19 protein-coding genes are annotated in these 25,972 nt (G+C 61.3%); 11 read left to right on the forward strand and 8 right to left on the reverse strand.

Annotation, left to right across the window (positions count from 1 at the left end; genetic code table 11):
* Positions 1-93 precede the first annotated feature (93 nt).
* Positions 94-306 carry a ribbon-helix-helix domain-containing protein gene (locus HB780_RS17720; protein ID WP_183694344.1) on the forward strand — a complete coding sequence of 71 codons (213 nt, stop codon included), beginning with the start codon at positions 94-96 and terminating at the stop codon, positions 304-306.
* Between the two features lie 52 nt (positions 307-358).
* Here the strand turns inward: HB780_RS17720 and HB780_RS17725 are convergent, their stop codons facing one another.
* Positions 359-4,063, reverse strand: a complete 3,705-nt coding sequence (locus HB780_RS17725) for an AsmA family protein (protein WP_183694347.1) — start codon at positions 4,061-4,063, stop codon at positions 359-361.
* 199 nt (positions 4,064-4,262) lie between these two features.
* Positions 4,263-5,675: an FAD-binding oxidoreductase gene (locus tag HB780_RS17730; RefSeq protein WP_183694350.1), complete on the reverse strand. Its 1,413-nt coding sequence runs from the start codon at positions 5,673-5,675 to the stop codon at positions 4,263-4,265.
* 377 nt (positions 5,676-6,052) lie between these two features.
* Here HB780_RS17730 and HB780_RS17735 point away from each other — a divergent pair, with 377 nt between their 5' ends.
* From HB780_RS17735 to HB780_RS17750, 4 genes are all read left to right on the forward strand, one after another.
* The gene (locus HB780_RS17735) at positions 6,053-6,826 is read left to right on the forward strand and encodes a transporter substrate-binding domain-containing protein (protein WP_435693920.1); all 774 of its coding nucleotides are present in this window, start codon (positions 6,053-6,055) and stop codon (positions 6,824-6,826) included.
* Between the two features lie 64 nt (positions 6,827-6,890).
* Positions 6,891-7,562 (forward strand): amino acid ABC transporter permease, encoded by a 672-nt coding sequence (locus HB780_RS17740; RefSeq protein WP_183694356.1) that lies wholly within the window; start codon positions 6,891-6,893, stop codon positions 7,560-7,562.
* On the forward strand, positions 7,559-8,218 hold the full coding sequence (locus HB780_RS17745; RefSeq protein ID WP_183694358.1) for an amino acid ABC transporter permease: 660 nt from the start codon (positions 7,559-7,561) through the stop codon (positions 8,216-8,218). Before HB780_RS17740 ends, HB780_RS17745 begins: the two co-directional genes overlap by 4 nt.
* Positions 8,196-8,921, forward strand: coding sequence for an amino acid ABC transporter ATP-binding protein (locus HB780_RS17750; protein ID WP_183694361.1), 726 nt, complete (start codon positions 8,196-8,198; stop codon positions 8,919-8,921). Before HB780_RS17745 ends, HB780_RS17750 begins: the two co-directional genes overlap by 23 nt.
* 18 nt (positions 8,922-8,939) lie before the next feature.
* Here HB780_RS17750 and HB780_RS17755 read toward each other — a convergent pair whose 3' ends face one another.
* On the reverse strand, positions 8,940-9,845 hold the full coding sequence (locus HB780_RS17755; RefSeq protein WP_435693908.1) for an AraC family transcriptional regulator: 906 nt from the start codon (positions 9,843-9,845) through the stop codon (positions 8,940-8,942).
* A 14-nt stretch (positions 9,846-9,859) separates the two neighbouring features.
* Here HB780_RS17755 and HB780_RS17760 point away from each other — a divergent pair, with 14 nt between their 5' ends.
* Entirely contained in the window at positions 9,860-10,267 is a 408-nt protein-coding gene (locus tag HB780_RS17760) for a DUF2000 family protein (RefSeq protein ID WP_183694366.1), read from the forward strand.
* Positions 10,268-10,336: 69 nt separating this feature from the next.
* Here the strand turns inward: HB780_RS17760 and HB780_RS17765 are convergent, their stop codons facing one another.
* The 4 genes from HB780_RS17765 to HB780_RS17780 form a co-directional block, all read right to left on the reverse strand.
* Positions 10,337-11,002, reverse strand: a complete 666-nt coding sequence (locus HB780_RS17765; RefSeq protein WP_183694368.1) for a YiaD family glycine zipper/OmpA-like lipoprotein — start codon at positions 11,000-11,002, stop codon at positions 10,337-10,339.
* Positions 11,003-11,203: 201 nt separating this feature from the next.
* On the reverse strand, positions 11,204-12,217 hold the full coding sequence (locus tag HB780_RS17770; RefSeq protein ID WP_183694371.1) for a flagellin N-terminal helical domain-containing protein: 1,014 nt from the start codon (positions 12,215-12,217) through the stop codon (positions 11,204-11,206).
* 252 nt (positions 12,218-12,469) lie between these two features.
* A complete protein-coding gene (locus HB780_RS17775) occupies positions 12,470-15,634 on the reverse strand; it encodes an efflux RND transporter permease subunit (RefSeq protein WP_435693909.1) in 3,165 nt (1,054 codons plus the stop codon).
* Positions 15,631-16,788: an efflux RND transporter periplasmic adaptor subunit gene (locus HB780_RS17780; protein WP_183694374.1), complete on the reverse strand. Its 1,158-nt coding sequence runs from the start codon at positions 16,786-16,788 to the stop codon at positions 15,631-15,633. Before HB780_RS17780 ends, HB780_RS17775 begins: the two co-directional genes overlap by 4 nt.
* Before the next feature lie 360 nt (positions 16,789-17,148).
* Between HB780_RS17780 and HB780_RS17785 the strand changes: the two genes are divergently transcribed.
* The 4 genes from HB780_RS17785 to HB780_RS17800 all read left to right on the forward strand — a co-directional run bounded on the left by HB780_RS17785 (position 17,149) and on the right by HB780_RS17800 (position 23,355).
* The gene (locus HB780_RS17785) at positions 17,149-19,620 is read left to right on the forward strand and encodes an ATP-dependent helicase (RefSeq protein WP_183697227.1); all 2,472 of its coding nucleotides are present in this window, start codon (positions 17,149-17,151) and stop codon (positions 19,618-19,620) included.
* Between the two features lie 447 nt (positions 19,621-20,067).
* Complete coding sequence (locus HB780_RS17790; protein WP_435693910.1) at positions 20,068-21,372, forward strand: sugar MFS transporter; 1,305 nt, start codon at positions 20,068-20,070, stop codon at positions 21,370-21,372.
* Between the two features lie 194 nt (positions 21,373-21,566).
* The gene (pncA, locus tag HB780_RS17795) at positions 21,567-22,190 is read left to right on the forward strand and encodes a bifunctional nicotinamidase/pyrazinamidase (RefSeq protein ID WP_183694378.1); all 624 of its coding nucleotides are present in this window, start codon (positions 21,567-21,569) and stop codon (positions 22,188-22,190) included.
* Between the two features lie 79 nt (positions 22,191-22,269).
* Positions 22,270-23,355, forward strand: coding sequence for a glycosyltransferase family 4 protein (locus tag HB780_RS17800; protein ID WP_183694381.1), 1,086 nt, complete (start codon positions 22,270-22,272; stop codon positions 23,353-23,355).
* A 1-nt stretch (position 23,356) separates the two neighbouring features.
* Here HB780_RS17800 and HB780_RS17805 read toward each other — a convergent pair whose 3' ends face one another.
* The gene (locus tag HB780_RS17805) at positions 23,357-24,754 is read right to left on the reverse strand and encodes a hypothetical protein (RefSeq protein ID WP_183694384.1); all 1,398 of its coding nucleotides are present in this window, start codon (positions 24,752-24,754) and stop codon (positions 23,357-23,359) included.
* 342 nt (positions 24,755-25,096) lie between these two features.
* Between HB780_RS17805 and panC the strand changes: the two genes are divergently transcribed.
* On the forward strand, positions 25,097-25,972 hold the full coding sequence (gene panC, locus HB780_RS17810) for a pantoate--beta-alanine ligase (protein WP_183694387.1): 876 nt from the start codon (positions 25,097-25,099) through the stop codon (positions 25,970-25,972).

A 25,972-nucleotide genomic window follows, 5' to 3' on the forward strand; every position in this document is an offset into this window, starting at 1 on the left:
TAACGAAATATCCTAGAAAATTATAAGCTTACCCCAGCACTTTGAATCATTTTCAGAAGCCCCCCCTTTCCAAGTTTTTTGATCGATCCCCCGATGATCCGCAAACATTCCGCGACGCTGCATGGCCACCGCACGAGCTTTTCCCTTGAAGACGCCTTTTGGAGTGAGCTGAAGGCAATCGCCAAAACGCGCGACACCTCGCTCGCCGCGCTGATCTCCGAAATCGACGACGGGCGGGAGCCGGTGAGCAACCTTTCCTCGGCACTTCGGCTCTATGTCTTGAAATGGCTAAAAGAGCGCGCTTAGCAAAAGAGCATCCGTGCCTTCGTCTTCAGGGCAGATCATCCAAAAGACGCCCCTACTGGGCGATACCGGGAAGGCCGTTGAAGTTCAGCGGCGCTACCTTCTGCGGCCCTTGTCCGTTGAGAACCGGAAATTGCTGGGCTTGCGCCTTCGAGCGAGCTTCCGCCTCGGCTTTTGCCTTGGCCGCGGCTTCTGCTTGCTTTTCGGCGGCAGCCTCGCGCGCCAGTTCCCTCAGGCGCGTCTCTTCAAGGCTCCGCTGCTGCTCGAATACCGCGTCGCGCTGGCGCTGGGCGTCACGTACGACGGCGGTGTATTTGTACAGCGCCACCTCGCGCCGCAGCCGTTGCTTTTCCAATACGCTCGCCTGAAGCCGCTCGACGCGCCGGCGCTCGCGTTCAAAGGCACGCAGCGACAGGAAGCTGGTGATGTCGGTGACATCAATGGTTCGGCCGGGGCTCGCCAATAGACCGGCGAAGTTGAGACGTAGCGCCGGCTCGGCACCGTTCAGCATCTCGCTGCCGGCATTGAAGTCGATACCGAGAGATCCGCGCATGCGCTCGTCCGGCAGGCTGATCTCGGCGCTGCCCGAAAGCTTCGCCACGTCATTGCCGGCGCTGAGATTGGTGGCGCGGATGACGCCGGTGGAGATGTTGAAAGGTATGCTCATCGCCGGCAGCGCCGCCTCGCCGTTGTTGAGCAGCGTCTGCACGATCGGCAATACCTTGTCGGCGGTAATATCGCCCTGGATCTGGTCGGTGGCCGACAATAACGGTGGGAGTACCGAGAGATTGAGACCGCGGACATGCGTCTCGCCAAGCTTGGCCTCGCCCGAGCCGCTGGCATTGGCGGCAAGCTCACCCATGCTCTTGCCGCTGGTCTCCATGGTCAGGTCAAGGCCAAAGCGGCCGGTGGCCAGTGGCGTGCCGTCGCGTTGCCAAGCAACATCAGCGAGATCGCCATTGGTGAGGTTGAGCTTCGTCTGCATCAGACCGGTGCCGTCGGAATTGGCAAGCATCACATTGCCGCCAAGCGTTCCACCGTTCCAGGCGCCAGCGATATCGTTCAACCGCAACTCTTCGCCCTTATAGGCAGCGTTGGCGCTGAAATTGGAGATCGGACCGAATATCCCCGGCCAAACCTGCTTCGCCGAAAGCTTGATGTTGAGATCGAGCCCGCTGAACGTCGGAAGACCCAGCTTGACCTTGGTCAGGTTACCCGTCGCGGCATCCGTCATCGGCCCGTAGATCGCTTCACCCAACCAGCCAAGATCAACCTTGTCGAGCGTCAGTTCGCCGGTCGCCTTGGTATTTGGAGACTTGCGATCGAAGGTCAGCGCGCCCGAGACATTGTTGTCGGCAAGCTGGCCCTTCATGTCCGAGAGCGCGATCTTGTTGGCGTCGAAGACGGCATTCGCCTGGAATTTGACAGGTAGGCCCGTGCCCATCTGCGGAATGCCGATGCCGTTCATGACGAAATAGGGATCAAGATCCGCGCTATCAAGCGACAGCGCGATGGTGCCGTTGAGGAAGGTGCTGGGACGAACGTCGACCTTGCCATTGGCCGTGAACGAGGTCTTGTCGGTGGCAAAAGTCAGCGCCGCATCCGCCGGCTCGGTCCCGTCCGCCGTCACCTTAAGCGTCAGGCGGCCATTGGCATCGGCTTCGACGGGCAACGGATCGAGCCCCGCCTGCCCGAACAGGATCGATGTCACCGAATTCTCGAGTGTCGCTTCCAGCGTCGTCGTGCCCTTGCCGGTCAACGCCAGCAGGTCGGACATACGGTAATCGAGGTTGACGCGGCTGCCGTTGGAAACGCCGGCGAGCGTCACCGCCACCCCATCGCCCTCGTCGCCGCCGAGGGTCAGCGCGCCGCGCAGTGCGGTGTTGCCATACCAGGCAGCATTGCGCACCAGCCGATCCATGACCGGGTGATGCGGCAGATGTCGGCTCAGCATTTCAAGGAAAGGACCGGGGTCGGCCGCCTTGAAGGTGATTTCACCCGATCCCTTGTAATCCAGCAGCGAGCCATCGCCACGGCCCGTCGCTGTGATCTCAGCTCCGGCAACATCGCGCACCGACAACTTGTCGAGTGTCAGCGCTCCATCGGTGATCGAAAAGGATGTCTCGACATTGTCGGCCTGCACGCCGAAGGCCGCGAACTTGTCCGCCTTCAGATGTGCCGAGATCCGGTGATCGAGCAGGGCCTCGCCCGCATCCTGGCCGGTGATCAGGCCCGTCAGCGCCCTCAGCGCATCGAGATCGAGTGCGTCACCACTAAGATCGACGGCAAGCTTCGGCGCCTGCTTATCTGGCGCCTGCCGGTCCAGCTTGCCCTTAAGCGTCGCCGAACCAATGGCGATTTCGAGATTGTCGAAGCGCTGCTCCTCGTGCCGCAAGCTGACATCGGCGGAAAAGCCGGCCTGTCGCAACTGCCGGATCGCCGGATCGACCGAACCCACCAGCCAGGACGCCAGACCCGACGGCTGGTTGGAGGCAACGACGAGATTGCCGATGAAATTCGGCTCACCCTGCAGCATCAGCTTGCCGGTGGCCTCGATCTGCGTACGCCCGGGCAGCATGCCGATCGCGTGGTCAATCTTCCAGCCGCTTCCGGCGGGCTCAAGGTCCAGCTGCACGTCGCGGATCGTCGTATCACCGGCAACGATCGCCGGCAGTCTGAAGGTCGCCTTGCCGGGCACTTGCGGGATCGGGACCTCGGCGGCAATCGCGATCAGGTTGTTCAGGCGCTGGCGGGCTGAAACGGCGGGATTGCGGTTGGTCTTGCCGCTGGTGCCCTGATTGTTGCCGAGACGGTTGACGTCGATCTGCTGGCCATCGGCGGTCAGCAGGAATTCCGGCTTTGTGCCGGTATCCAGCGTCGCTTCCCCGGTCACCACGTAAGGATCGTCCGCCGCTCCGACCTCAAGGCGATATTCCGGGATGCGGATGCGCTCGTTGGTCAGCTCGAAGCGGCCTTTGACGCGGGGCTGAGCTTGCTCGTCCGCAGCTTTACGCGTCTGCTTATCCTCGATCCCTGCCGTGAAGAGACCAAGATAATCCGGCTTGCGGTCGATCAGCTTCAGCTCGCCGTCGAGATCGACAATGAGAGGATGACGATCCGGATTAAGCCGGGTTCGGACACGCAGCACGCCGCTATCATCCGGCTGGCTGCTCGAAATGGTGAAACTTCCGTGCTCGCCATCAAGTGCCGCGTCCCCTTCGATCCGCCAGGGGCCGGCGAGCGACTTCGCGGACATTTCGGCATTAAAGCCGGTAATATGCCGGGTGCGGCCGGATTGTTCATCGATGAACTGGATATCGCCGCCATCGACATGCACGCTTTCCAGTACGACCGATTTGGCGGGCATTTCCGGCTGGCTGCCGCGCATCCAGTCGAGCGTGCCGTCCTTCAGCAGTCGCAGGCGCACTTTCGGCTCGGACACGCGCATATCGAAAATCAGCGCTTCACCAGACAGGAACGGCGCCAGCTCGGCATCCATGGAGAATTCCGCGATCTGCACGAGCGGCGTTCCGTCAGCTTCCTGGCCGACGCGGACGTCATGCAATGTCACGGAGGGAAACGGCAGGAAACGAGCATCGACGGTGCCGTGAACGGTCACTTTCTTGCCAATGATGCGGCTCGCCTGATCTTCGAAATTCTTGCGAAAATCGGTCCAGTCTATGAAGAGCGGAGCGAGCAGCGCCACGAACAGCACCACTACAAGCAATCCTCCCAAGAAAACCAGGACCCTACCTAACAATGCGCACCGTCTCCATTCTGCATTCCGATTACAATATCCAAGGCGTCACATAACCGGCCGTATAGGCAAAAAAGCGGCCGCGATCCTTAGCGAACCCAATCTCTATCCAAACCGCGTCGCGGCTCCCTGAGATACGGGATATCATAGCCTAGCGCCATTCACGCCGGGGGCAAGCCGGGATCATGGGGTATTCCATTTTTCAATGGCCATGGAAGATCTTGCCGGGGTTGAAGATCGCGTCAGGATCAAGCGCGTGCTTGATCTGGCGCATCAGATCGACCGCGCCGCCAAGCTCCTGCTCGAGAAACGACATCTTGCCCTGCCCCACGCCATGCTCGCCAGTGCACGTTCCGTCCATCGCCAGCGCCCGTGCGTTCAACCGCGCAACGAAGGCCTCGACGACGGCGATGCCTTCAGGCCTCTTGTCGTCGAACAGCAGCAGCACATGGAAATTGCCATCGCCGGCATGCCCGACGATCGGCGCCAGCAAACCATGTTCTTCGATGTCGGCCTGAGTCTCGGCAACGCATTCGGCAAGCCTTGAGATCGGCACGCAGACATCCGTCGACAGCGCTGCCAGTTCCGGTGCCAGCGCCCTCGCCGCCCAATAAGCGTCGTGGCGCGCCTTCCAGAGCTTGTTGCGCTCTTCGAGATTGCTGGTCCAGAGGAATTCGCCGCCGCCGCATTCCGCCGCGATCTCGGCGAATTGCTCCGATTGCAGCGCGACGGTCTCTTCGGTGCCATGAAATTCGAGGAACAGCATCGGCTGCTCCGCATAGCTCAGGCCCGAGTAGCGATTGCAGGCGCGCATCTGGACGGCATCGAGCAGCTCTATGCGAGCAACCGGAACACCCATCTGGATCGTCATGATGACGGCGTCGCAAGCTGCCTTGATGGTCGGAAACGCACAAGCGCCACCGGCAATCTTCTGGGGAATACCCTGCAGGCGCAGCGTCACGGAGGTCAGCACGCCAAGCGTTCCCTCGGAGCCGACCAAGAGCCGGGTCAGATCATAGCCGGCGGACGACTTCCTGGCGCGGCGGGCGGTGCGGATTTCCTCGCCATTGGCGGCAACCACGGTCACGGCCAGCACATTGTCCTTCATCGTGCCATAGCGCACGGCATTGGTGCCGGAAGCGCGCGTGGCCGTCATGCCGCCAATCGAGGCGTTGGCGCCAGGATCGATCGGGAAGAACAGGCCGGTATCGCGTAGATAGGTGTTGAGCTGTTCGCGGGTGACGCCCGGCTCGACCGTGCAGTCGAGATCCTCGGCGTTCACTTCAAGCACCCGATTCATCCGGCTGAAATCGATGGAAATTCCGCCCTGCGGCGCGTTCACCTGTCCCTCCAGCGAGGAACCGGTACCGAAGGCGATGATCGGAACTTTGTGATCGGCGCAGGCCTTGACGACCGCCTGAACATCCTCGCCCGTTTCGGCGAAAACAACACCGTCGGGAAGTTGGGTCGGGATATAGGTGGTCGTATGCGCGTGCTGGGCGCGAAAACTTTCGCCGGTCTGAAAACGCTCGCCGAAGGCCTGTTTCAGGATGCCGAGAACGACAGCGATCCCTGCCTCGTTGCGTATCCCCGCCTTCGCATCAGCCAGAGCCATCGTCCCGAATCTCCCATCAAAAACATATAATAGGGCGTTAACCTTTTGCGGTTCTATGGGGCATCAGGACGACGCTGTCCAGTCATGAAAATAGCCCGTGGTTTCCACACGGAGCAAGCGCTCGGCAGCCCAAGATCAAGCCGCCTCGATTGTGATCACCTGTAAGTGACGGACGGCGCGGACGATTGGTAGTTCTGCTTATTTTTTAAGCAAAACCTGACCAAAATGTGCAATTGCCACAAAATCCTTTCCAAGGGAAAGCACGCCTTGAGCGAGCGGGCATATCCTTCAACCGACTGGCATACGTCTTGCGTGCTGTCCGGCAGTTTACATAGCCACGTTTGGAAGGACATTCGATGAAGCGCAGACAATTGCTCATGGCCCTGGGTATGACGATGCTGGTAACGGGATCGCTGTCGAGCCCGCATGCAGCCCGGGCGGACGCCTTGAGCGATATTGCTTCGCGCGGCACCATCCGCGTTGCCGTCCCCCAGGACTTCCCGCCTTTCGGCAGCGTGGGGACCGATATGGCGCCCATGGGCTATGATATCGACATGGCAAACCTGATCGGCGAAAAACTCGGCGTAAAGACCGAGCTTGTGCCGGTCACCAGCGCCAACCGTATTCCCTATCTCCAGACCAACAAGGTCGATCTGGTGATCTCAAGCCTCGGCAAGAACGCCGAGCGCCAGGCAGTGATCGACTTTACCGACGCTTACGCGCCCTTCTTCAACGGCGTCTTCGGCCCCGCTGATGTCACAGCCGCCAAGCCCGAGGATCTCTCCGGCAAGACGATCGGCGTAACGCGCGGCGCCATCGAGGATCTGGCGCTGACGAAGGTCGCCCCCCAAGACGCGACGATCAAGCGCTACGAAGACAATAACGGCACCATTTCCGCCTTCCTGTCGGGTCAGGTTGACCTGGTCGCCACCGGCAACGTCGTTGCCGCGGCGATCCTCGCCAGGAACCCGCCGAAGAAGCCGGAGATGAAATTCCTCATCACCAACTCCCCCTGCTTCATCGGCCTGAACAAGAGCGAACCCGCGCTGCAGAAAAAGGTCAACGACATCATCGCCGCCGCCAAGGCCGATGGCACGCTCGGCAAGATATCGCAGAAATGGCTGGGCGCCGACCTCCCCGCCGGCTTCTGATTAACGCAAGCCCGGTCGCGCGCTCATCCGAAGGTGCGGCCGGAGCCGAGCGAGGCACCGTTTCATGCGCTATCACTTCGATTTCGGCTGGATCGCCGAATATTACCCGGTTCTGATCAAGGGCGTCCTCATCACCATAGAGTTGACCCTGGTCGGCGCGGTGGTCGGCATCGCGCTCGGCATTTCCTGCGCCTGGGCACGAGCTCTGGGTCCAGGCTGGCTCAAGCCCGTTGTTGCGACCTATATCGAGCTAATCCGCAACACGCCGTTCCTGATCCAGCTTTTCTTCATCTTCTTCGGGCTACCCGGCATCGGCATTCATATGAGCGAAATCACGGCGGCCAATCTCGCCATGGTCGTCAATCTTGGCGCCTATAGCTGCGAGATCATCCGCGCCGGCATCCAGGCGACGCCGCGCGGCCAGTTCGAGGCCGGCGCCAGCCTCGCAATGACGCCGTTCGAAACCTTCCGCCACGTCATCCTCGTCCCCTCGCTCCAGCGCATCTGGCCAGCCCTGTCATCGCAGGTCGTCATCGTCATGCTTGGCTCCGCGGTCGTCTCACAGGTCGCCGCCGAGGACCTGACATTTGCGGCGAACTTCATCCAGTCCCGCTCCTTCCGCGCCTTCGAAGCCTATTTCGTCTCCACGGCGATCTACCTGCTTCTGGCCATTATCCTGCGGCAACTGCTGGCCGCCGCCGGTTCACTCATCTTTCCGCGCAGGGTCCGCCGATGATTCAATTTACCACCTGGGACATTCTGCGCGGCCTGCTGCTCGCCACACGCTGGACCATCCTGCTGTCGCTCGTTTCCTTCATCGGCGGCGGCACGGTCGGGGCGATCCTGCTGTTCCTGCGCATCGGCAAGAACAAGGTCGCTCGCGTCGCCGTCAAATATTTCGTCGAACTCTTTCAGGGCACGCCGCTGCTGATGCAGCTTTTCCTCGCCTTCTTCGGCCTCGGGCTCTTCGGCATCGACGTGCCGGCTTGGCTGGCCGCGGCTGTCGCCCTGATCCTCTGGTCCTCGGCCTTCCTCATCGAGATCTGGCGCGGCTGCGTCGAGGCGGTGGCGAAAGGTCAATGGGAAGCCTCCGCCAGCCTCGGCATGGGCTACCTCCAGCAGATGCGCTACGTCATCCTGCCGCAGGCGCTCCGCATCGCCGTGCCGCCGACCGTCGGTTTCTCGGTGCAGGTGGTCAAGGGCACGGCCCTAACTTCGATCATCGGCTTCGTCGAACTGTCGAAGGCCGGCACGATCATCACCAATGCGACATTCCAGCCGTTCACCGTCTACGGCTTCGTCGCCCTTATCTATTTTGCCATGTGCTGGCCGCTGTCGAAGAGCAGCCAGATCCTGGAAAGGAAACTGAATGTCGCTCATCGAGGTCACTGAAGTCCGCAAAAGCTTTGGCGAGAACGAGGTGCTGAAAGGCATCAACCTCGACGTCGAGCCCGGCGAGGTGATCGCCATCATCGGCAAGAGCGGCTCGGGCAAATCGACGCTGCTGCGCTGCATCAACGGACTGGAAAACATCAACGACGGCTCGATTTCCGTGGCCGGCGCGCAGCTTCTGCCTGACGAGCTGCATCTGAAGGCGCTGCGGCTGAAAGTCGGGATGATCTTCCAGCAGTTCAACCTCTTCCCGCACCTAAGCGCCGGTCGCAACGTCATGCTGTCGCAGATGGTCGTCAAGAAGGCCTCCAAGAGCGCCGCCGAGGCAATGGCGCGGCGCATGCTCGACCGCGTCGGGCTCGGGCATAAGTTCGATGCCTTTCCCGACGAACTCTCGGGCGGCCAGCAGCAGCGCGTGGCGATCGCGAGAGCGCTTGCCATGCAGCCGATCGCGCTCCTTTGCGACGAGATCACCTCGGCGCTCGACCCCGAACTGGTGGCCGAGGTTCTCGCTGTCGTCCGGGAACTTGCCAGCGAAGGAATGACGCTGCTGATGGTGACGCATGAGATGAAGTTTGCCCGCGACGTCTGCTCGCGCGTCGTCTTCATGCATCAGGGCCGCGTCCATGAGATCGGGCCGCCAGCCGAAGTCTTCGCCAATCCGAAGACGCCGGAACTCAAGCAGTTCCTCGGCATGCTCTGAGCATTGTCGGCAAGAATGCTATGGGTGCCGCGCCGATAGTCGCGCGGCCCCGATCATCCCGCCCCATGCGCCTGGCGCCATCCCGAAAGCCTTCTTGAAATGCCGCGTCAGATGGCTCTGGTCGGCAAAACCCGTGGCGACCGCGACCTCAGCAATGGGTTCGCCATTACCGATCATCGCCCTGGCCTGCTGCAGCCGCCGCATCAACAGGAAGCGATGCGGGCTGGTGGCGAAGGCGGCGCGGAAATGGCGTGACAGCGCGAAACGATCGAGGCCGGTAACGCGCTCCAACTCCTCCGAGCGAACGCCGCGCATGGCATGCGCTTCCAGATAATCCCGCGCCATTTTGACCTGGCCCCAGGCCACAACTCCCAACGACCTCTGCGGCAGACGCGCATGTGAGGCGAGCCCCGTCGCCACTCGTGAGATGAAATCGTCGACGAAAAGCTCGTCCAGTTCGCGGTCGAGTTCGCCGAGTGCTCCCAACAGCAGACCGGCAAGTCGGTCATCCTCGATCACCGGCTCACCGACGAAAGGCAGCCCGATGCGCGCCGCTTCCAGACATTGCATCAGCATCGACGGCTCGAGATAGAGCATGCGGTAGACCAGCCCGTCATCGGTCGCGGCACCACCGTCATGTACCTCGTCCGGGTGAAGGATGATCACCCGGCCTGGCAGGCTGTAACGGCGCTCGCCGCGATAGCTGAAGGATTGCACGCCGCGGATAGTGACGCCGAGGGCATAGGTGTCGTGCCGGTGCAAATCGAAGGCGTCGCCATGGAATTGCGCATGGATGCGCTCGATGCCGGGATAGGCAGGCGCCGATACGATGCGGTTTGCGTCCGGCCCCGTGCACAAACGTTCAAGACCCTCGAAGGCCCGACCGGCTACATCCTCGCGCAATGGCTCATTCCCAGACAGCATGAAAGTGGCTACCGATGTTTGATACCAAAATCGCGATCGTTCTGCGAAACAATCTTCAATCCTGGCAAAAACTGAACGTGACAGCTTTCCTGTCAACCGGGATTGCCGGGCAATTTCCTGATATTATCGGCGAACCCTACAGCGATCGCGCCGGCAACAGTTACAATGCCTTGTCGATCCAGCCGATGATCGTGCTATCCGCCGATGACGAGACGATCGCCACGATCCATCGTCGTTCGCTGGAACGCGGCATCATTTCCTCGATCTTCATCGAGGAAATGTTCGCGACCGGCCATGACGCCGCCAACCGCGCGGTCTTCTCGGAGTTCGCTCCTGAAGACGCCAAGGTTGTCGGCATTGCGCTACGCGCCGACAAGAAGATCGTCGACAAGATCACCAAGGGTGCGACGATGCATGCGTGAAGGAATAGTCCTCAAAAAACGGCCGGGTCGCAAAACCCGGCCGTTTTCGTTTCTGATACTGATGCCAGATCAGTTCTGCGTAATCGGCGCGATCTGGATTTCGACGCGGCGGTTCTGCGCGCGGCCGGATTCATTGGCGTTGCTGGCGACTGGCTGCGTCGGGCCGAAGCCGACGGCCGAAACGCGGCGCTGGTCGATACCCTGGCTGCCGAGATAGGACGCGACCGAGCCGGCGCGGCGTTCGGACAGATCCTGGTTATGCTGCAGGCTGCCGGTCGAATCCGTATGGCCGTTGACGTCGATCAGCGTGCGGTTGAACTTGCGCAGCACGATCGAGACCGAGTTCAGCGTTGCGAAGAATTCCGGCTTGATCTCGTCCCGGTCGATATCGAAGGTGATGGCCGACGGCATGTTCAGGATGATGCGATCGCCGACACGCGTGACGGAAACGCCGGTGCCCTGCAACTGCGCACGCAGTTCGGATTCCTGCTGGTCCATGTAGTTGCCGATACCGGCACCCGCCAGCGCACCGACACCTGCGCCGATCAGCGCGGCATTGCGGCGCGATGCCGGCGAATGTCCGATGAGAAGGCCAGCGACCGCACCGACGCCGGCACCGAGCGCAGCGCCCCCCGCCGTGTTGGATACTTTCTGCTCGCCCGTGTAGGGATCGGTCGTCGTGCATGCGTTAAGAAAAGCTGCCGAGATGGCAAGAATGGCAATTTTTTTGATCATGGAATCGTCGCTCTCCGGTTCGATGGTCCGAAGCAGATATGGAGCATTGCGGCAATATGATGAAGCGGAATCTTCATGTGGCTATCGACCACTATTTTCGCGACCATCCGGCGACACACTGCTCCGATATAAATCGGCACGGAAAACGCGGCGACATCCCCCGATACCGCCACTATTTCCCTTGAAACTCAGGCCCTATTCTCAAAAATTCTGGAAAAGCTGCGTTACCGTATTGTAGCTCGCATTGGCGATCGACAGCGATTGTATCCCCAACTGTTGCTGGGTCTGCAATGCCAATAGCTTGCTCGATTGCTGCTCCATGTCGGCATCGACGAGCTTGCCGACGCCGCTGGTGAGCGAATCACTGAGGCTGCTGGCGAATTCACTCTGCAAGTTGACGCGTGTCTCCAGGGAGCCGAAAGCCGAGCCTATCGTGTTGAGCTGATGCAGCATGGCTGTGACGGTATTGACCATGTCCGTCAAAGCGCCGTTGGTCGTATTTGCATCGAGCGAGATTTCCACCTGTCCGCTGGTGTCGCCGTACTTGCTGCTGACCAGCACATAATTCCGGGCCGCACCGGCTTCCGTCGCAAATGCGGTGGAGGTAAGCACGCCATATCCGCCGGTACCGCCGGACTGATCGTCGATGAGATATCGCGCATCCGTCGATACGATTGAACCGCTGGTCGAAGTAACGCCCTCATAGTTCAACATCCCGATTGAAATAGTGCCATCGGTGCTGCGGATGACCGAGCCTGGGATCCGATGCGGCTCAGTAGGGTCTTCTCCGTCCTGAAGCACGATCCAGTTGACGCCGTTGAAGCTCGCGGACTGACCGACGCTGCGAAGCTGATCCTTGAGCTGGCTGATCTCGTCATTGAGTTTGGTCTTATCGACGCTGTCCTCGTAGGCGCTCACCAGCTTCGACCTGATCTGGGTAGCAATATCGATCGCGCTGGTGACGCCCGTGGAGGCGGTACTCACCGTGGCGGAGGCAAGCCCAAGGGCGTCCTGCACCGCCGACACCGCGCCGATATCGGTGCGCGTCAGTGTCGAGATCCTCCAATAGGTGGCATCGTCCTTGGCGGTCTGCACGCGCAGGCCGGACGACATCTGACGCTGGGCGACATTCAAATCCGACTGGGTCTTTCTGAGGACTTCAAGGGCGGTATTGACGGAGGGACTAACCCTGATGAAGGTCGAAAAAATACTCACGACACACGGACTCCGGAACGCAACGATACACAACACAAGCACAAGGAGACATTGGAACCATGCCGCGAGCGCTCATGCGCGCGGGCCGACGGTGTCGGCGAACGTGAGTCCGGCAAAAAAACAGCGCCTGAACTCGATCGGTTACAGGTACCTATGATTAGCGAGCATGCTTAATAAACAGCTAATCGAAACAGTCGATTTACTATAAATCTTCAGTTGAAGCCAGTTTGTCTATTACGTCGAAACGGGCGATTACTCCGCCGCCCTGAGTTTCGTCAGCTTCGTCCGCAGCGCGGCATCCGACATTTCCTCGTGCAGCCGCTGCTCCTCGTGGGCCTGTGGCTTGGCGAAGCGCGCGATCAGGAGGTAGGCGACCGGTGTGACGTACAGCGTCACCAGGGTCGCGAAACCGAGGCCACCGACGATCACCCAGCCGAGCGCAATGCGTGCTTCCGCGCCCGCCCCATGGGCAAACACCAGCGGCACGCCGCCAAGGATGGTGGCGATCATCGTCATCATCACCGGACGCAGGCGCAGCGCGCAGGCTCTCTCGATCGCCTCACGCACGCCCTCGCCCGCGTCGCGCAGCTGATTGGCGAACTCCACGATCAATATGCCGTTCTTCGCCATGACGCCGACCAACAGCACCAGACCGATCTGGCTGTAGATGTTGAGGCTGGAACCGGTGATGACGAGCGCAAAGACAGCGCAGGCAAGGCCGAGCGGCACGGTGGACATGATGATCAGCGACGACAGCACGCTCTCGAACTGCGCCGCCAGCACCAGGAAAATGATGATGATGGCAAAGCCAAAAGTGAGCGCCATACCGCTGGAATTCTCCTTGAGCGTCGCCGCCTCCGCGAGCGGGATGAGCCGCGCGCCGGGCGGCAGAAGCGGCGCGGCGATCTGCGTCACTTCCTCGACGGCCTGGCCGAGCGACATGTTATTCTTGAGCCCAGCGGTGATTGCAACCGACGCCAGCTGCTGCTCGCGGGTGAGCTGCGGCGCGACCGCGCCCTCCTTCAGGCTGGCGATCACCGACATCGGCACGATCTTGCCGTCACCGGTCTTCAGGAAGACGTTTTCGAGATCGGTCGGATCGTCGATCGGCCGCATGGTCGAGGTGAGAAGCACCGGATAGGCCTCACCCTTGACGAAGACATCGACGACGGAACGACCCTCGAGCAGCGATTGCAGCGCCGTCGACAGGCCGGTGATGTCGACGCCGAGATCGGAGGCGCGCTCGCGGTCGATCGCAACGGACACCTGCGCCTGTGTCGGCTCGTTGTTGAGTCGCGGCGTGTCGAACTGCCCGGTAGCGTCCAGCGCCTGTACCAGCTTTAGCGCCGCCTGGGTCAAAGCCTCGTGATCATTGCCCGTCAGCGCCATCTGCACACCGCTGCCGGCGCCACGAATGCGCAGGCTGTTCGACTGGAAGACATTGCCGCGTAAAGCAGGAACGCGAGCCATCGCCCGGTTGATATCCGTTACAATCTCCGTCTGCGTGCGATTACGCTCGCTCCAGGGCGCCAGCGTCAGCACCATGAAGCCGGTGTTCACCTGCCCGTTCTGGCCGGAGATCGCATAGACATTGCGGATGTCGCCGCTGTCCATCAACGGCTGCAGGTTTTCTTCCACGCGCTGCAGCTGATCCTTGGTGTAACCGAGGCTGGCGCCCTGCGGCGTGGTCAGCCTGAGCATTACCAGCGCGCGGTCTTCATTCGGCGTCAGCTCGCTCTTGATGCCCAGGAAAGCAAAGATCGCAGCGGCGGAGAATATCACGCAGAAGATGATGACCACCAGCGGAGCATTCAAGCAAGCACTGAGCGTACGGCGATAGACACCGGAAAACAGCTCACCGAAGCGGCCGAGCATGCCGTGATCCTCGCGCATCTCCCTGGTCAGCATGCGCGAGGCCAGCATTGGGCAAAGCGTCAGCGCCACGATCGACGAGAGGCCGACGGAAAAAGCGAGCACGAAGCCGAATTCGCGGAACAGGCCACCCACCTGCCCGGGCAGAAAGGATAGCGGAATGAAGACGGCGGCAAGCGTCGCGGTCGTCGCGATGACCGCGAAGAAGACCTCACGCGTGCCAAGCACCGCCGCCGCGCGCGGCCCCATCTTCTCCGACCTGCGGCGCACGATGTTTTCGAGCACGACGATGGCATCGTCGACCACGAGGCCGGTGGCAAGCACGATCGCCAGAAGCGTCAGGATGTTGATGGAAAAGCCGACCATGTAGAGCGCCGCCAGCGTCCCCGTCAGTGCCACCGGCATAGTGACCGCCGGGATTAGTGTCGCGCGCCAATCGCGCAGGAAAAGGTAGATGACGATGGTGACGATCAGCCCCGACAGCACCAGCGCCAGCACCACCTCATGGATCGCCCCCTGGATGAACACGGCGTCATCGCTGGTGATCGCGATATGGGTTCCCTCAGGCAGGGATTTCGACAGTTGCGCCACCACAGCTTTCACGCCGTTGGAAATGTTCAGGGTGTTTGATTGCGCCTGACGGATGATGCCGAGACCAATGCCCTGCACGCCGTTGGAGCGCAGGGCCGTCGTGCCGTCGCGGGGGCCGAGTGTCACGGTCGCGACATCGGCGAGCCGGACGCGATCCTTGACGATCAGCCGCGAGAAATCCTCGGGGGTCTGCAGCGCCGCCGTAGCGCGCACGACAATATCCTGCCGGTTGCTCTTCAGCGATCCCGCCGGGACATCGAGCGCGGCCGTTGCCAGCGCCGTCGTCAGGTCGCCGATCGTCAGCCCTCGCCCGGCAAGCGCACCCTGATCGACATCGATGCGGAAGACTTTCTCCTGGTCGCCATAAAGCTCGACATCGGCGACGCCATCGACGGAGGCCAGCCGGTCGGTGATCTCGTTATCGACGAGTTGCGTCAGGTCGTCCATGGTGAGTGTATTGGAGGTGACGGCAAGGCGCATGATCGGCTGCGAATCCGAATCCGCCTTGACGATCTGGGGCGCGTCGGCCTCATCGGGCAATTGCTCGGTGACACGACCGATCGCATCGCGAACGTCATTGGCGGCAACGGAGAGATCTATGGCGTCGGAAAACTCGAGCGTTACACGGCTCTGGCCGAAGGATGAACTCGACGAGACCGATTTCAGGCCGCTGACGCGGGCAACCGCGCCTTCGATGACCTTGGTCAGCTCCTGATCCACCGTCTGCGGCGAAGCTCCGTCAAACATGGTCCGCACGGTGACCACCGGACGGTCGACATCGGGCAGTTCACGCACCTCGACGCCGAAATAGGCGGCAAGGCCGGCAACGATCATCAGCGTGTTGAGGACCAGCGCCAGGATTGGCCGGCGCACGAAAAGCGCGGTGAAAGCCTGCTTGCCGGAGCCTGCGCCGGTCTCGGCCCCATCGCCGGTGTCCTTGTCGTGCCCCATCATTGCGTCACGGCCTCCGTGGCCTCGGCAACTTCACGGGCAAAGCGCACGGCGCCGCCCTCAGTCACGCGCTGCAATCCCTCGGTGACGATCCGGTCGCCGTCCTTGAGATCGGCCTGAACCAGCACCGCATCCGGATTGCGCTGCACGACACTGACGCGCACCTTGGACGACTTGGCCTCGACCACGCGCCAGACATAGGAACCTTCGCCGTCCCACTGCACCGACAGCGGATCGACGGAGGGATAGGTCTCGCCGGCAAAGCGCATGCCGACATTGAAGGACATGCCGGCGCGCAACTCGTCCGTGGCATTGTCGATACGGGCTCGGATCCGCAATGTCCGGCTGGCGCCATCGACACGGTTGTCGACCGCCTCGACCACACCCGAGAACAACCGTCCCGGCCGCGCCACCGACGTCGCCTCCACCGGCTGGTCGACCTTGACCGTATTGGCGAACCGCTCCGGCACCCAGTAATCGACCAGCACTTCCGAGCGGTCGTCAAGCGTGACGATGCTGGTCGTCGTCGTGACGTTGTCGCCGATGACGACGGGCACGATACCGACGATGCCGTCGATCGGCGCGACGATATCCCGGCGCTTCAGCGCCAGCTCGGCCGATTGCAGCGCCAGTCTGGCACCCTGCTCGGCGATCTCCGAGTCGAAGACATCCATGCGCGACACGCTGGATTTGATGGTGTGATACAGCTGCGACTTCTCGACGGCGCTTTTCAGCGCCACCTCTGCCTGACCGCGAGCGATGATCTGTTCGTCATCATCGAGGCGGGCCAGCACTTGGCCCTGCTTCACATGATCGCCTGACTTGATGAGGATTTCGCGGATCGTGCCCGTTGCCTGCGGCATGACGACGACGGAGCGGATGGCATCGCCGGTACCGATGGCGCTCAGGCGATCGTTGACCACGCCGCTGACCACAGCCTCGGTCACCACCAACGGCGTATCGACGCCACGCCGCGCACCGCCACTCGCTACCTTCTCACCCTTGTCACCCTCGCCAGGCGCAACAGCCCCCACGACGGATTCTGGGACGCCAGCTCCCCGCAGCAGGCCGGCTGCACCGGGCACGAAAGCCACGACCGCGACAATGCCCGCCGCTAGCAGGAGAAAAAACAAAGAAAGCTGTTTCCAGGCGGTCATGTACGTCTCCGGCTCATTGTGTCAGAGGCGATGAAATCGCGTCATCAGTTTGGTATGGCCTCGTCACGTCAAGCGCACTGACTGAGGCCAAGTATCGGGCAAGCGGCGATATAACGCAGGATTGTGCCTATTTGTTGCACTATCGTTTTTTTGAACATATGCGGCAAGCTTTGCCGCGCATTATGACGAAGTTGTAATTTTGGCGGGGACAACGAGGCATTTCATTCGCATCTGCACATCTCCGTTCAGGCGCGGGAATAGCCTCTCTATAACCCCGATGCACCTGTGAATGTGCACTTTTTGTTCTGTTTTCGGGCCGTTTCTTTTGCCTTTCAGGGCAGAATCATTACATTGAGCCGCATGACCATCGGACATGACGACATTCCCTTCTTCGACGAGGAGCCGGAACACCTGGTTCCGCGCCAACCTGCTCCCGCACCTGGCCCTGCCATCGTAGGCGGCGGCATTGCGGCCCGCGCCATGGCGGCACGCGACGGCGGACGGCGGCCCGACTATCTCACCGGCCTCAATCCGGAACAGACGGAAGCCGTCGAAACGCTGGACGGGCCGGTTCTCGTCCTCGCCGGCGCCGGCACCGGCAAGACGCGGGTGCTGACGACCCGTATTGCCCATATCCTCTCCACCAACCGCGCCTTCCCCAGCCAAATCCTCGCTGTCACCTTCACCAACAAGGCGGCCCGCGAGATGAAGGAGCGCGTCGCCCTGCTTGTCGGCGGTGCGGTCGAAGGCATGCCCTGGCTCGGGACTTTCCACTCGATCGGCGTCAAGCTGCTGCGCCGTCATTCCGAGCTGGTCGGCCTCTCCTCCAGCTTCACCATTCTCGACACCGACGATGTCATCCGCCTGATCAAACAGCTGATCCAGGCCGAGGGCCTGGACGACAAGCGCTGGCCGGCCAAGCAATTCGCCGGAATGATCGACACCTGGAAGAACAAGGGTCTCAGCCCAGCCGATATTCCCGAGGGCGACGCTCGCGCTTTCGCCAACGGCAAGGGCCGCGAGCTCTATTTCGCCTATCAGGCGCGACTGAAAACGCTGAATGCCTGCGATTTCGGCGATCTTTTGCTGCATCCGATCAATATGTTCCGGCAGAATCCGGATATATTGAAGGACTATCACCAGCGCTTCCGTTACATTCTCGTCGACGAGTATCAGGACACCAACACGGCGCAATATATGTGGCTGCGGCTGCTCGCACAGCGGCCGAAGGGCGAGTTGCAGAACGTCTGCTGCGTCGGCGACGACGACCAGTCGATCTATGGCTGGCGCGGCGCGGAAGTCGACAATATCCTGCGTTTCGAAAAGGATTTTCCCGGCGCCAAGGTGATCAAGCTGGAGCGCAACTATCGCTCCACCGAGCACATTCTCGGCGCCGCCGCGCACCTGATCACCCATAATGAAGGCCGCCTCGGCAAGACGCTGTTCACCGACCGCTCCGACCCCGACGACATCAAGGTGCAGGTGCATGCCTCCTGGGATTCCGAAGAGGAAGCCCGCGCCATCGGCGAGGAGATCGAGCAGCTCCAGCGCAATCAACACAAGCTGAACAACATAGCGATTCTGGTGCGCGCCTCTTTTCAGATGCGCGAATTCGAAGATCGCTTCGTCACGCTCGGTCTCAACTACCGCGTCGTCGGCGGCCCGCGCTTCTATGAACGCCTCGAAATCCGCGACGCCATGGCCTATTTCCGCCTGGTCTGCCAGCCGGCCGACGATCTCGCCTTCGAGCGCATCGTCAACACGCCGAAACGTGGCCTCGGCGACACCACGGTCCGCGCCCTGCACGACTACGCCCGCGCCCGCGATATCCCGATGCTGGCGGCGTCAGCCGACATCATCGAGACCGACGAGATGAAGCCGAAGCCACGCAAGGCTTTGTTCGACGTCGTGCAATCCTTCCGCCGCTGGCAGGGCCTGCTCGAAAACACGCCGCATACCGAACTTGCCGAGCAGATCCTCGAAGAGTCCGGCTATACCGACATGTGGAAGAACGACAAATCGGCGGAAGCGCCCGGACGGCTGGAAAACCTGAAGGAACTCGTCCGCTCGATGGACAGCTTCGAATCCATGCGCGGATTCCTCGAGCACATCGCGCTCGTCATGGACGTTGAGCAGAACGAAAATCTCGATGCCGTCTCGATCATGACGCTGCACTCCGCCAAGGGCCTGGAATTCGAAACCGTTTTCCTGCCCGGCTGGGAAGAAGGCCTGTTCCCGCACCAACGCTCTCTCGACGAGAGCGGCCGCGCCGGCCTTGAGGAAGAACGCCGCCTCGCCTATGTCGGCCTCACCCGTGCCAAGCGCCGCTGCCACATCTGGTTCGTCTCCAACCGCCGCATCCACGGGTTATGGCAATCGACCATTCCGTCGCGCTTCCTCGACGAACTGCCGGTCACCCATGTCGAAGTCGCCGAAGTGGAGCAATCCTACGGCGGTTACGGCCGCGGCGGCTATGGCCAGTCGCGCTTCGACAAGACCGAGCCCTTCGCCAACTCCTATTCCACCCCCGGCTGGAAACGCGCCCAGGCCAACAAGACCGACGCCACCCGCGACAACTGGGGCTCCCGCTCCGGCCACGCTGTTGAGCGTATCGGCTATGGCGAAAGCGGCCCGAAAACCCGCACCATCGACGGCGAACTCATCGCCAAATCCACTTCCTCCGAACCCTCAAAGTTCTTCGTCGGCGACCGCGTGTTCCACATCAAGTTCGGCAACGGCAATGTCTCGGGCGTCGAGGGGAACAAGCTGACGATCGAATTCGACCGGGCGGGGCAGAAAAGGGTGCTGGATGGGTTTGTGGAGCGGGTGTGAGTGAAGTAGCGCCTCTGGTTAAGGACGAGAGGATCGAATGGCTCAGCAAATAGCGGAGAATGCACACTGAATTCTCCGGGTGTCTCCGCGCTCCTCACACACTCTGTCATCCTCGGGCTTGACCCGAGGATCCAGGCACAAGCATTTCGGCACAGCCTTTGACTTCGCTTTGGACAGCAGGCGGGAAATGCCAATCCGGATTGGCGCGACCTATATTATGAGTTGTGGTGAGCCCTTACTCCAGCCTCCCGCCCACAACACCTCTGCCCTGCGGATTCCGCATCGCTAGCACACTACCAATCTCGGACCATTCCCTTATATCCAACCCCACGGCTTCGAGTCAGCGCGCCTCCCGCGATGTCTCGGCAAGCCGTTGCCAGCCTGCCGTTCGGCACACCTGAAGGGCCCCCACCCTGGTCTGGCAAAACAAAAATCGAGGATAAAAAAGTGGCTGGCATAGCAACACGCTCTGCGCCCACGAGCGCCGGTGCATCCGCACATCAAGGCCAGGGCAATTATCAATTCGCGCTTGTCGCACTCACCTCACTCTTTTTCATGTGGGGTTTCATCACCTGCCTGAACGATATTCTGGTGCCGCACCTGAAAAGCGTCTTTCAGCTCAACTATACGCAGTCAATGCTGGTTCAGCTCTGCTTCTTCGGCGCCTATTTCGTTGTGTCGTTGCCGGCGGGCGCGCTGGTGAAGCGTATCAGCTATAAATGGGGCATCGTCGTCGGCCTCGTGATTGCCGCCATCGGCTGCGCCCTGTTCATCCCGGCTGCCAGCTATCGCATCTATGCCCTCTTCCTGGGCGCCCTCTTCGTACTCGCCGCCGGCATCACCATCCTGCAGGTTGCGGCCAACCCTTATGTCACCGTGCTTGGCCCACCGGATACCGCCGCAAGCCGCCTCAATCTCACCCAAGCCTTCAATTCGCTCGGCACCACGCTTGCCCCCTGGTTCGGCGCCATGCTGATCCTCTCTGCCGCAACGGGGGCAATCGCCAATGCGACACCGGAACAGCTCGATGCCAGCAGGCTTGCAGAGGCTGGCGCGGTGAAACTCCCCTACCTGATGCTTGCAGCCGCTTTCCTCCTGCTTGCCGCCATTTTCGCGGCGCTGAAGCTTCCACAGGTCGAAGATGAGGAAACGATCGAGCCCATGCGCGGCGGCGGATCGGCCTGGCAGTACCGCCACCTCGTCCTCGGCGCTGTCGGCATCTTCCTCTATGTCGGCGCTGAAGTCAGCATTGGCAGCTTCCTTGTCAACTTCCTCAGCCAGCCGGATATCGCACATTTCTCCGAGTCCGAAGCCGCGCATTACGTATCCTATTTCTGGGGCGGCGCGATGATCGGCCGGTTCGTTGGCTCGCTGGTCATGCGCCATGTCGACGACGGCAATGCGCTGGCCTTCAACGCCGTCATCGTCGCTATCCTGCTTCTGGTGACCGTGCTCACGACCGGCCATGTCGCCATGTGGTCGGTGCTGGCGATCGGCCTGTTCAACTCGATCATGTTCCCGACGATCTTCAGCCTGGCGCTGCACGGCCTCGGCAAATATACGAGCCAGGGCTCCGGCATCCTTTGCCTCGCCATCGTCGGCGGCGCCGTCCTGCCGATGATCCAGGGCGGGCTTGCCGACACCATCGGCATCCACCTCGCCTTCCTGATGCCGATCATCTGCTACGTCTACATCGCCTTCTACGGCCTCAAGGGCCACAAGCCGTCCTACAGCGCCGCGCGTCACATTTGACGCGCAAAGGTCGCTGTAGCACTTTAAATTTGCTGCATAATTTTATCCTTAAATCGATGCCGATTTAAGGAGTTATGCAGTAAGCTTTCGAAAACCTTGCGCCGCGCCTGATCATCAGGCGCGGCGCAAAAGGCTTGATCCGCGGCGCAACGCTTGGCATCGTGCAGTGCAACAGAAACGGAAGGACAGGCCTCATGAAAGCATTGCTGCTGATCGACATCCAGAACGGTTTCTGCCCCGGCGGCAATCTGCCTGTTCCCGAAGGCGATCAGGTGGTGCCTGTTGCCAACAAGCTTATCGACAGCGGCAAATACGACATGGTCCTTGCTTCTCAGGACTGGCATCCGGCGGGCCATGGCAGCTTCGCCTCCGCCCATCCTGGCAAGAAGCCCTTCGAGATGGGCATGCTTTCCGGCAAGCCGCAGATGATGTGGCCGGACCATTGCGTTCAGAATACCGAGGACGCCCGGCTTCACCCCGCTCTCAATGTCGACGGCATCGATTTCATCCAGCAGAAGGGCCAGAAGCCGGATGTCGACAGCTACTCCGCCTTCCGCGACAATGATCAGGCGGCTCTCACCGGCCTTGCCGCGCAGCTGCGCGCCGAGGGCGTGACCGAGCTCGATCTCTGCGGGCTGGCGACGGACTATTGCGTGAAATTCTCGGCGCTGGACGCCGTCGAGATGCTGCCGGGCGTCACCGTTCGCTTCATCGAGGACGCCAGCCGTGGTATCGATCCCACCGGCGTTACGGCGGCGATCAACGAGATGCGGACGCGCGGCGTCGCCATTATCAGCAGTAAAGATGCGCTTGCTTAAAATCTCTTCTGGCAGGCTAAAGCTTCTATAAAGAAAATGACGCAAACTATTCCAGATATTAGAAAATCGGGATATTAGTGTGCAGTCGATCACCATCAACGGGCGTTTTCTCGGCCAGCCTCTCTCAGGCGTGCAGCGTTTCGCGCGTGAGCTGACGCTAGCGCTTGACCGCAAGATCGCTACCGGCGCGGTGCCTACTGCACTGAAGGGCGCAAGCTGGCGGCTGGCCGTGCCGCACGACACGCCGGTCGATATCAAGCTCTCGGCCATATCGGTCGATGCCTTCGGCTCCGGTCCCGGCCATCTCTGGGAGCAGACGGCGCTGCTTGCCCGCTCGCGAGGCGGCCGGTTGATCGGTTTCGGCGGCAGTGGTCCGCTGCTGCATCGCCGGCAAGTCGTGATCATCCATGACGTGACGATCTTCCGGCATCCGCAGTCATTCAAGCGCAGCTATCGACTGCTGCATGGCGCGCTCGGCTCGGTGCTGACCCGCACTGCGAAGATCGGCACCGTCTCGGACTTCTCCCGCAAGGAACTGGCCTCCGTTTTCCGCGTCCCCGCAGACGGCATCGATGTCGTCTACAACGCCGTCGATCATTTCGCCGCCATCGAGCCGGACGAAACCATCATCCAGCGCCTCGGCCTCAACAAGAACGGCTTTTTCCTGCTGGTCGGCACGATGAAGCCGAACAAGAACCTCGATTTCGCCATCCGCGCCTTTGAGGCTCTCGGCGATCCCGATCAAAAGCTTGTGGTCGTCGGCGGCACCGCGCCAACCGTGTTCAAATCGGCCGGCCCTCGATCCAACGACCATATGCTCTTCCCCGGCCGGCTGAGCGATGCCGAGATCGCCGCACTTGAGCGCCATGCCACCGCATTCGTCTTCCCAAGCCTCTATGAGGGCTTCGGCATTCCGCCGCTGGAAGCCATGACGCAGGGCTGCCCGGTGCTTGCAGCCGATATCCCCGCCGTGCGCGAGGCTTCCGGCACCGCGGCGCTCTATTTCGATCCGACGAAACAGGATGAACTGGTCACGGCCATGCGCCGGATCGCCGGCGATGAGGCGTTGCGCGCGGATCTCCGCCAAAAAAGCCAAGAGAATGTCGCCCGCTTCTCCTGGGACAGCAGCGCCGAAAAAGTGCTTAGAATGCTCGAAAGTCTCTGAGCTACGACGCCATCCGTGGACGGAACATCGTCACGAAATAACTGTAGAGGCCGAGCAGGCAGAAAGTGCCGCCGCCGATGATGCCCGCCCCCACCGAGATCCACAGCGAATAGTCGAAGCCAGCGGTCGCAAGGACCGGCACGGCAAGCCCGACGGCGGAAAGCACGACCGGCTGCCAGACGAAATCAAACGGCAATGCCATCAGCACCTTCCCGCCGATCACCATCGCAATCAGCGCCCCAACCATGCCGCCGGCCATCAACGCACCGTCGCTAAAGGAATGAAGATAGCCGCCCGCCAAAGCTCCGGCATTGAGCAACACGCAATCCACCACCGCCAGCAGGAAGATCGCCAGCAGCCGGTGGCGCAGATGCGCCGGCGTCGGCAACATATTGAGCGTCAAGGCCCGACAGACGGCAAGGCCGGTGACGAATGGCGCGGCACTGAGAAAGCCGTCGCGCAGACCGGCTGCGATGACGAAATGACCGACCGGCTGCAACAGCGCGAAAATCCCCGCCGCCGTCATCAGCGTGAAACCCGAAAGCAGCGAATAATAACCGCCAAGCTGCCGCCGGAACGCCGGCGTAGGCCCCTCGCGATCATAGGTCGCGACCACATCCGGATATTGTATGGCCTGCAGAGCCGCAACAATAAGCACGAAGGGCCGCTGCAGTAGATCGAGCGCCAGCAGCGCACCCGCAGCGCCACCTGCACCCAACACCGCCGTCAGAATCGATTTCAGGCCCAGCGGCGCCAGAAGCCCGATCACCGAGGCACCAGCCGCGACGCTGCCGTAAACGAAATGCTTTCGCACCAGCGGCGGCTGGAAGCTTGCTGCCTCGCGAAGGCTGTTGCGGGTGAGAAACATCGCCAGGACGCTATAGACGACATAACCGCCCAGCAGACCGGCCACTGTCGAGGTGAAATTCGGCGCAATCGCCGCACCGGCGAGCGTACCGATGGCTAGAATGGTGGCGCGTGAGCCCTGCAGGCGTGAAAAGGCGTGAAACTCCTGGCGGAAGCGCAGCATCGTCAGATGCAGGTCGCTGCCACCCTGAAGGACGACAACAAGGCAGCCAACCACCGCAATTTCAGGCGCGACAGAAAAGAAGATTGATGCACCGGCAACCAGAACGCAGATCACCGCGCAAGCGGCAAACTCGATGCTCAACGCCGTACGCTCCGCCGCCTCGCTGCCGGGCGCCTGGCCGGGATAGAAGCGGCTGCAGGCAAAACGGATCCACTCGAAACAGAAGATCGCCGCAAACTGGCTGATGGAGATGAACAACGAATAGGCGGCATAATCCGCCGGCGCCAACAGATGCGCCACCGCGATCAGCAGCCCGAAGGCAATCGCTGCCTGATAAAAATATGCCGCCAATGCCACGATCTTCGCCATGGCGGCAGCTAACAGCAAAAGATTGAGAAAAACGCTAAGTTATATGAGAAGCTTTGATGGATCCGGGCCGCCTCAATCCTTCGAGGCGCCACCCTTTGAGCCGCGCTCCTCAGGGTGAGGTGAAGAGAACGCCGCGCTGCTCGCAAGCACTGATTTGGCATTAGATTACCCGGAGGGTTAGCCCCGATGGTGGAGAGGCCCGCAGAGCCGTCTCGAACCACGAGGGTGGGTGACCGCCTCTCCTTGAATTGCCTTTTTGCACTGCACACGTTAGAAGAGCCGCCAAAATCAAAAGACGGGAGACGGACAGGCGTTGGGTCGCGCGGTTCGTGGAGGAGCATCATGGAAACGATCAGCACGATAGCCGCATTGCGCGAGCGCCTTGCCGCACATCGCAAGGCCGGCAGAAGCATCGGCCTGGTGCCGACCATGGGCTATCTGCATGCCGGTCACATGGAGCTGGTCTCCCGCGCCAGAGCAGAAAACGACATCGTCGTCGTCTCGATCTTCGTCAATCCGCTGCAATTCGGCGCCAACGAGGATTTGGCGAAATATCCGCGCGATCTCGAGCGTGACAGCGCCATGCTGCGCGACGGCAAGGTCGATTTCATCTTCGCGCCCGGTGTCGCCGACATGTATCCCCGGCCGATGGAAACGCTTGTCGATGTGCCGAAGCTCGGCATGGAGCTGGAAGGTGCGGTTCGCCCGGGCCATTTCGCCGGCGTCGCCACTGTTGTCACCAAGCTTTTCAATATCGTCCAACCCGACAGCGCCTATTTCGGCGAGAAGGACTATCAGCAGGTGGCGATCATCCGCCGCATGGTGGAGGATCTGGCCCAGCCGGTCCGTGTCGTGCCAGTGCCGACCGTCCGCGATACCGATGGCCTGGCGCTGTCCTCGCGCAACGTCTACCTCTCGACGGAACAGCGCGCCGCCGCCGTCATCGTGCCGAAAGCGCTGGCGGAAGCCGAACGGCTGTATAGCGAGGGCGCCGACGATCCCATCGCATTCGAGGCGATACTGCGCGACTTCATCGCCAGCGAACCATTGGCAACACCCGAAGTCGCCGCCGTCCGCCATCCCGACACGCTGGAGCCCCTGACAAACCTGCAAGGCCAGCCCATCCTCGTCGCCCTTTTCGTGCGCATCGGCGCGACCCGCCTGCTCGACAACCGCGTGATCGGCCGCAAGCAGGCCGCCAGCGACAAGGCCGCCTGA

It is taken from the genome of Rhizobium lusitanum (genome assembly GCF_014189535.1).
GTDB classification, from domain to species: Bacteria; Pseudomonadota; Alphaproteobacteria; order Rhizobiales; family Rhizobiaceae; genus Rhizobium; species Rhizobium lusitanum_C.

Excerpts from the sequence above, each read along its gene's own strand:
- HB780_RS17720 (WP_183694344.1), top strand. The coding sequence starts at position 94 with ATGATCCGCAAACATTCCGCGACGCTGCATGGCCACCGCACGAGCTTT.
- HB780_RS17730 (WP_183694350.1), bottom strand. The coding sequence starts at position 5,675 with ATGGCTCTGGCTGATGCGAAGGCGGGGATACGCAACGAGGCAGGGATC.
- HB780_RS17735 (WP_435693920.1), top strand. The coding sequence starts at position 6,053 with ATGGCCCTGGGTATGACGATGCTGGTAACGGGATCGCTGTCGAGCCCG.
- HB780_RS17740 (WP_183694356.1), top strand. The coding sequence starts at position 6,891 with ATGCGCTATCACTTCGATTTCGGCTGGATCGCCGAATATTACCCGGTT.
- HB780_RS17745 (WP_183694358.1), top strand. The coding sequence starts at position 7,559 with ATGATTCAATTTACCACCTGGGACATTCTGCGCGGCCTGCTGCTCGCC.
- HB780_RS17750 (WP_183694361.1), top strand. The coding sequence starts at position 8,196 with ATGTCGCTCATCGAGGTCACTGAAGTCCGCAAAAGCTTTGGCGAGAAC.
- HB780_RS17755 (WP_435693908.1), bottom strand. The coding sequence starts at position 9,845 with ATGCTGTCTGGGAATGAGCCATTGCGCGAGGATGTAGCCGGTCGGGCC.
- HB780_RS17760 (WP_183694366.1), top strand. The coding sequence starts at position 9,860 with ATGTTTGATACCAAAATCGCGATCGTTCTGCGAAACAATCTTCAATCC.
- HB780_RS17765 (WP_183694368.1), bottom strand. The coding sequence starts at position 11,002 with ATGATCAAAAAAATTGCCATTCTTGCCATCTCGGCAGCTTTTCTTAAC.
- HB780_RS17775 (WP_435693909.1), bottom strand. The coding sequence starts at position 15,634 with ATGATGGGGCACGACAAGGACACCGGCGATGGGGCCGAGACCGGCGCA.
- HB780_RS17780 (WP_183694374.1), bottom strand. The coding sequence starts at position 16,788 with ATGACCGCCTGGAAACAGCTTTCTTTGTTTTTTCTCCTGCTAGCGGCG.
- HB780_RS17785 (WP_183697227.1), top strand. The coding sequence starts at position 17,149 with ATGACCATCGGACATGACGACATTCCCTTCTTCGACGAGGAGCCGGAA.
- pncA (WP_183694378.1), top strand. The coding sequence starts at position 21,567 with ATGAAAGCATTGCTGCTGATCGACATCCAGAACGGTTTCTGCCCCGGC.
- HB780_RS17805 (WP_183694384.1), bottom strand. The coding sequence starts at position 24,754 with ATGGCGAAGATCGTGGCATTGGCGGCATATTTTTATCAGGCAGCGATT.
- panC (WP_183694387.1), top strand. The coding sequence starts at position 25,097 with ATGGAAACGATCAGCACGATAGCCGCATTGCGCGAGCGCCTTGCCGCA.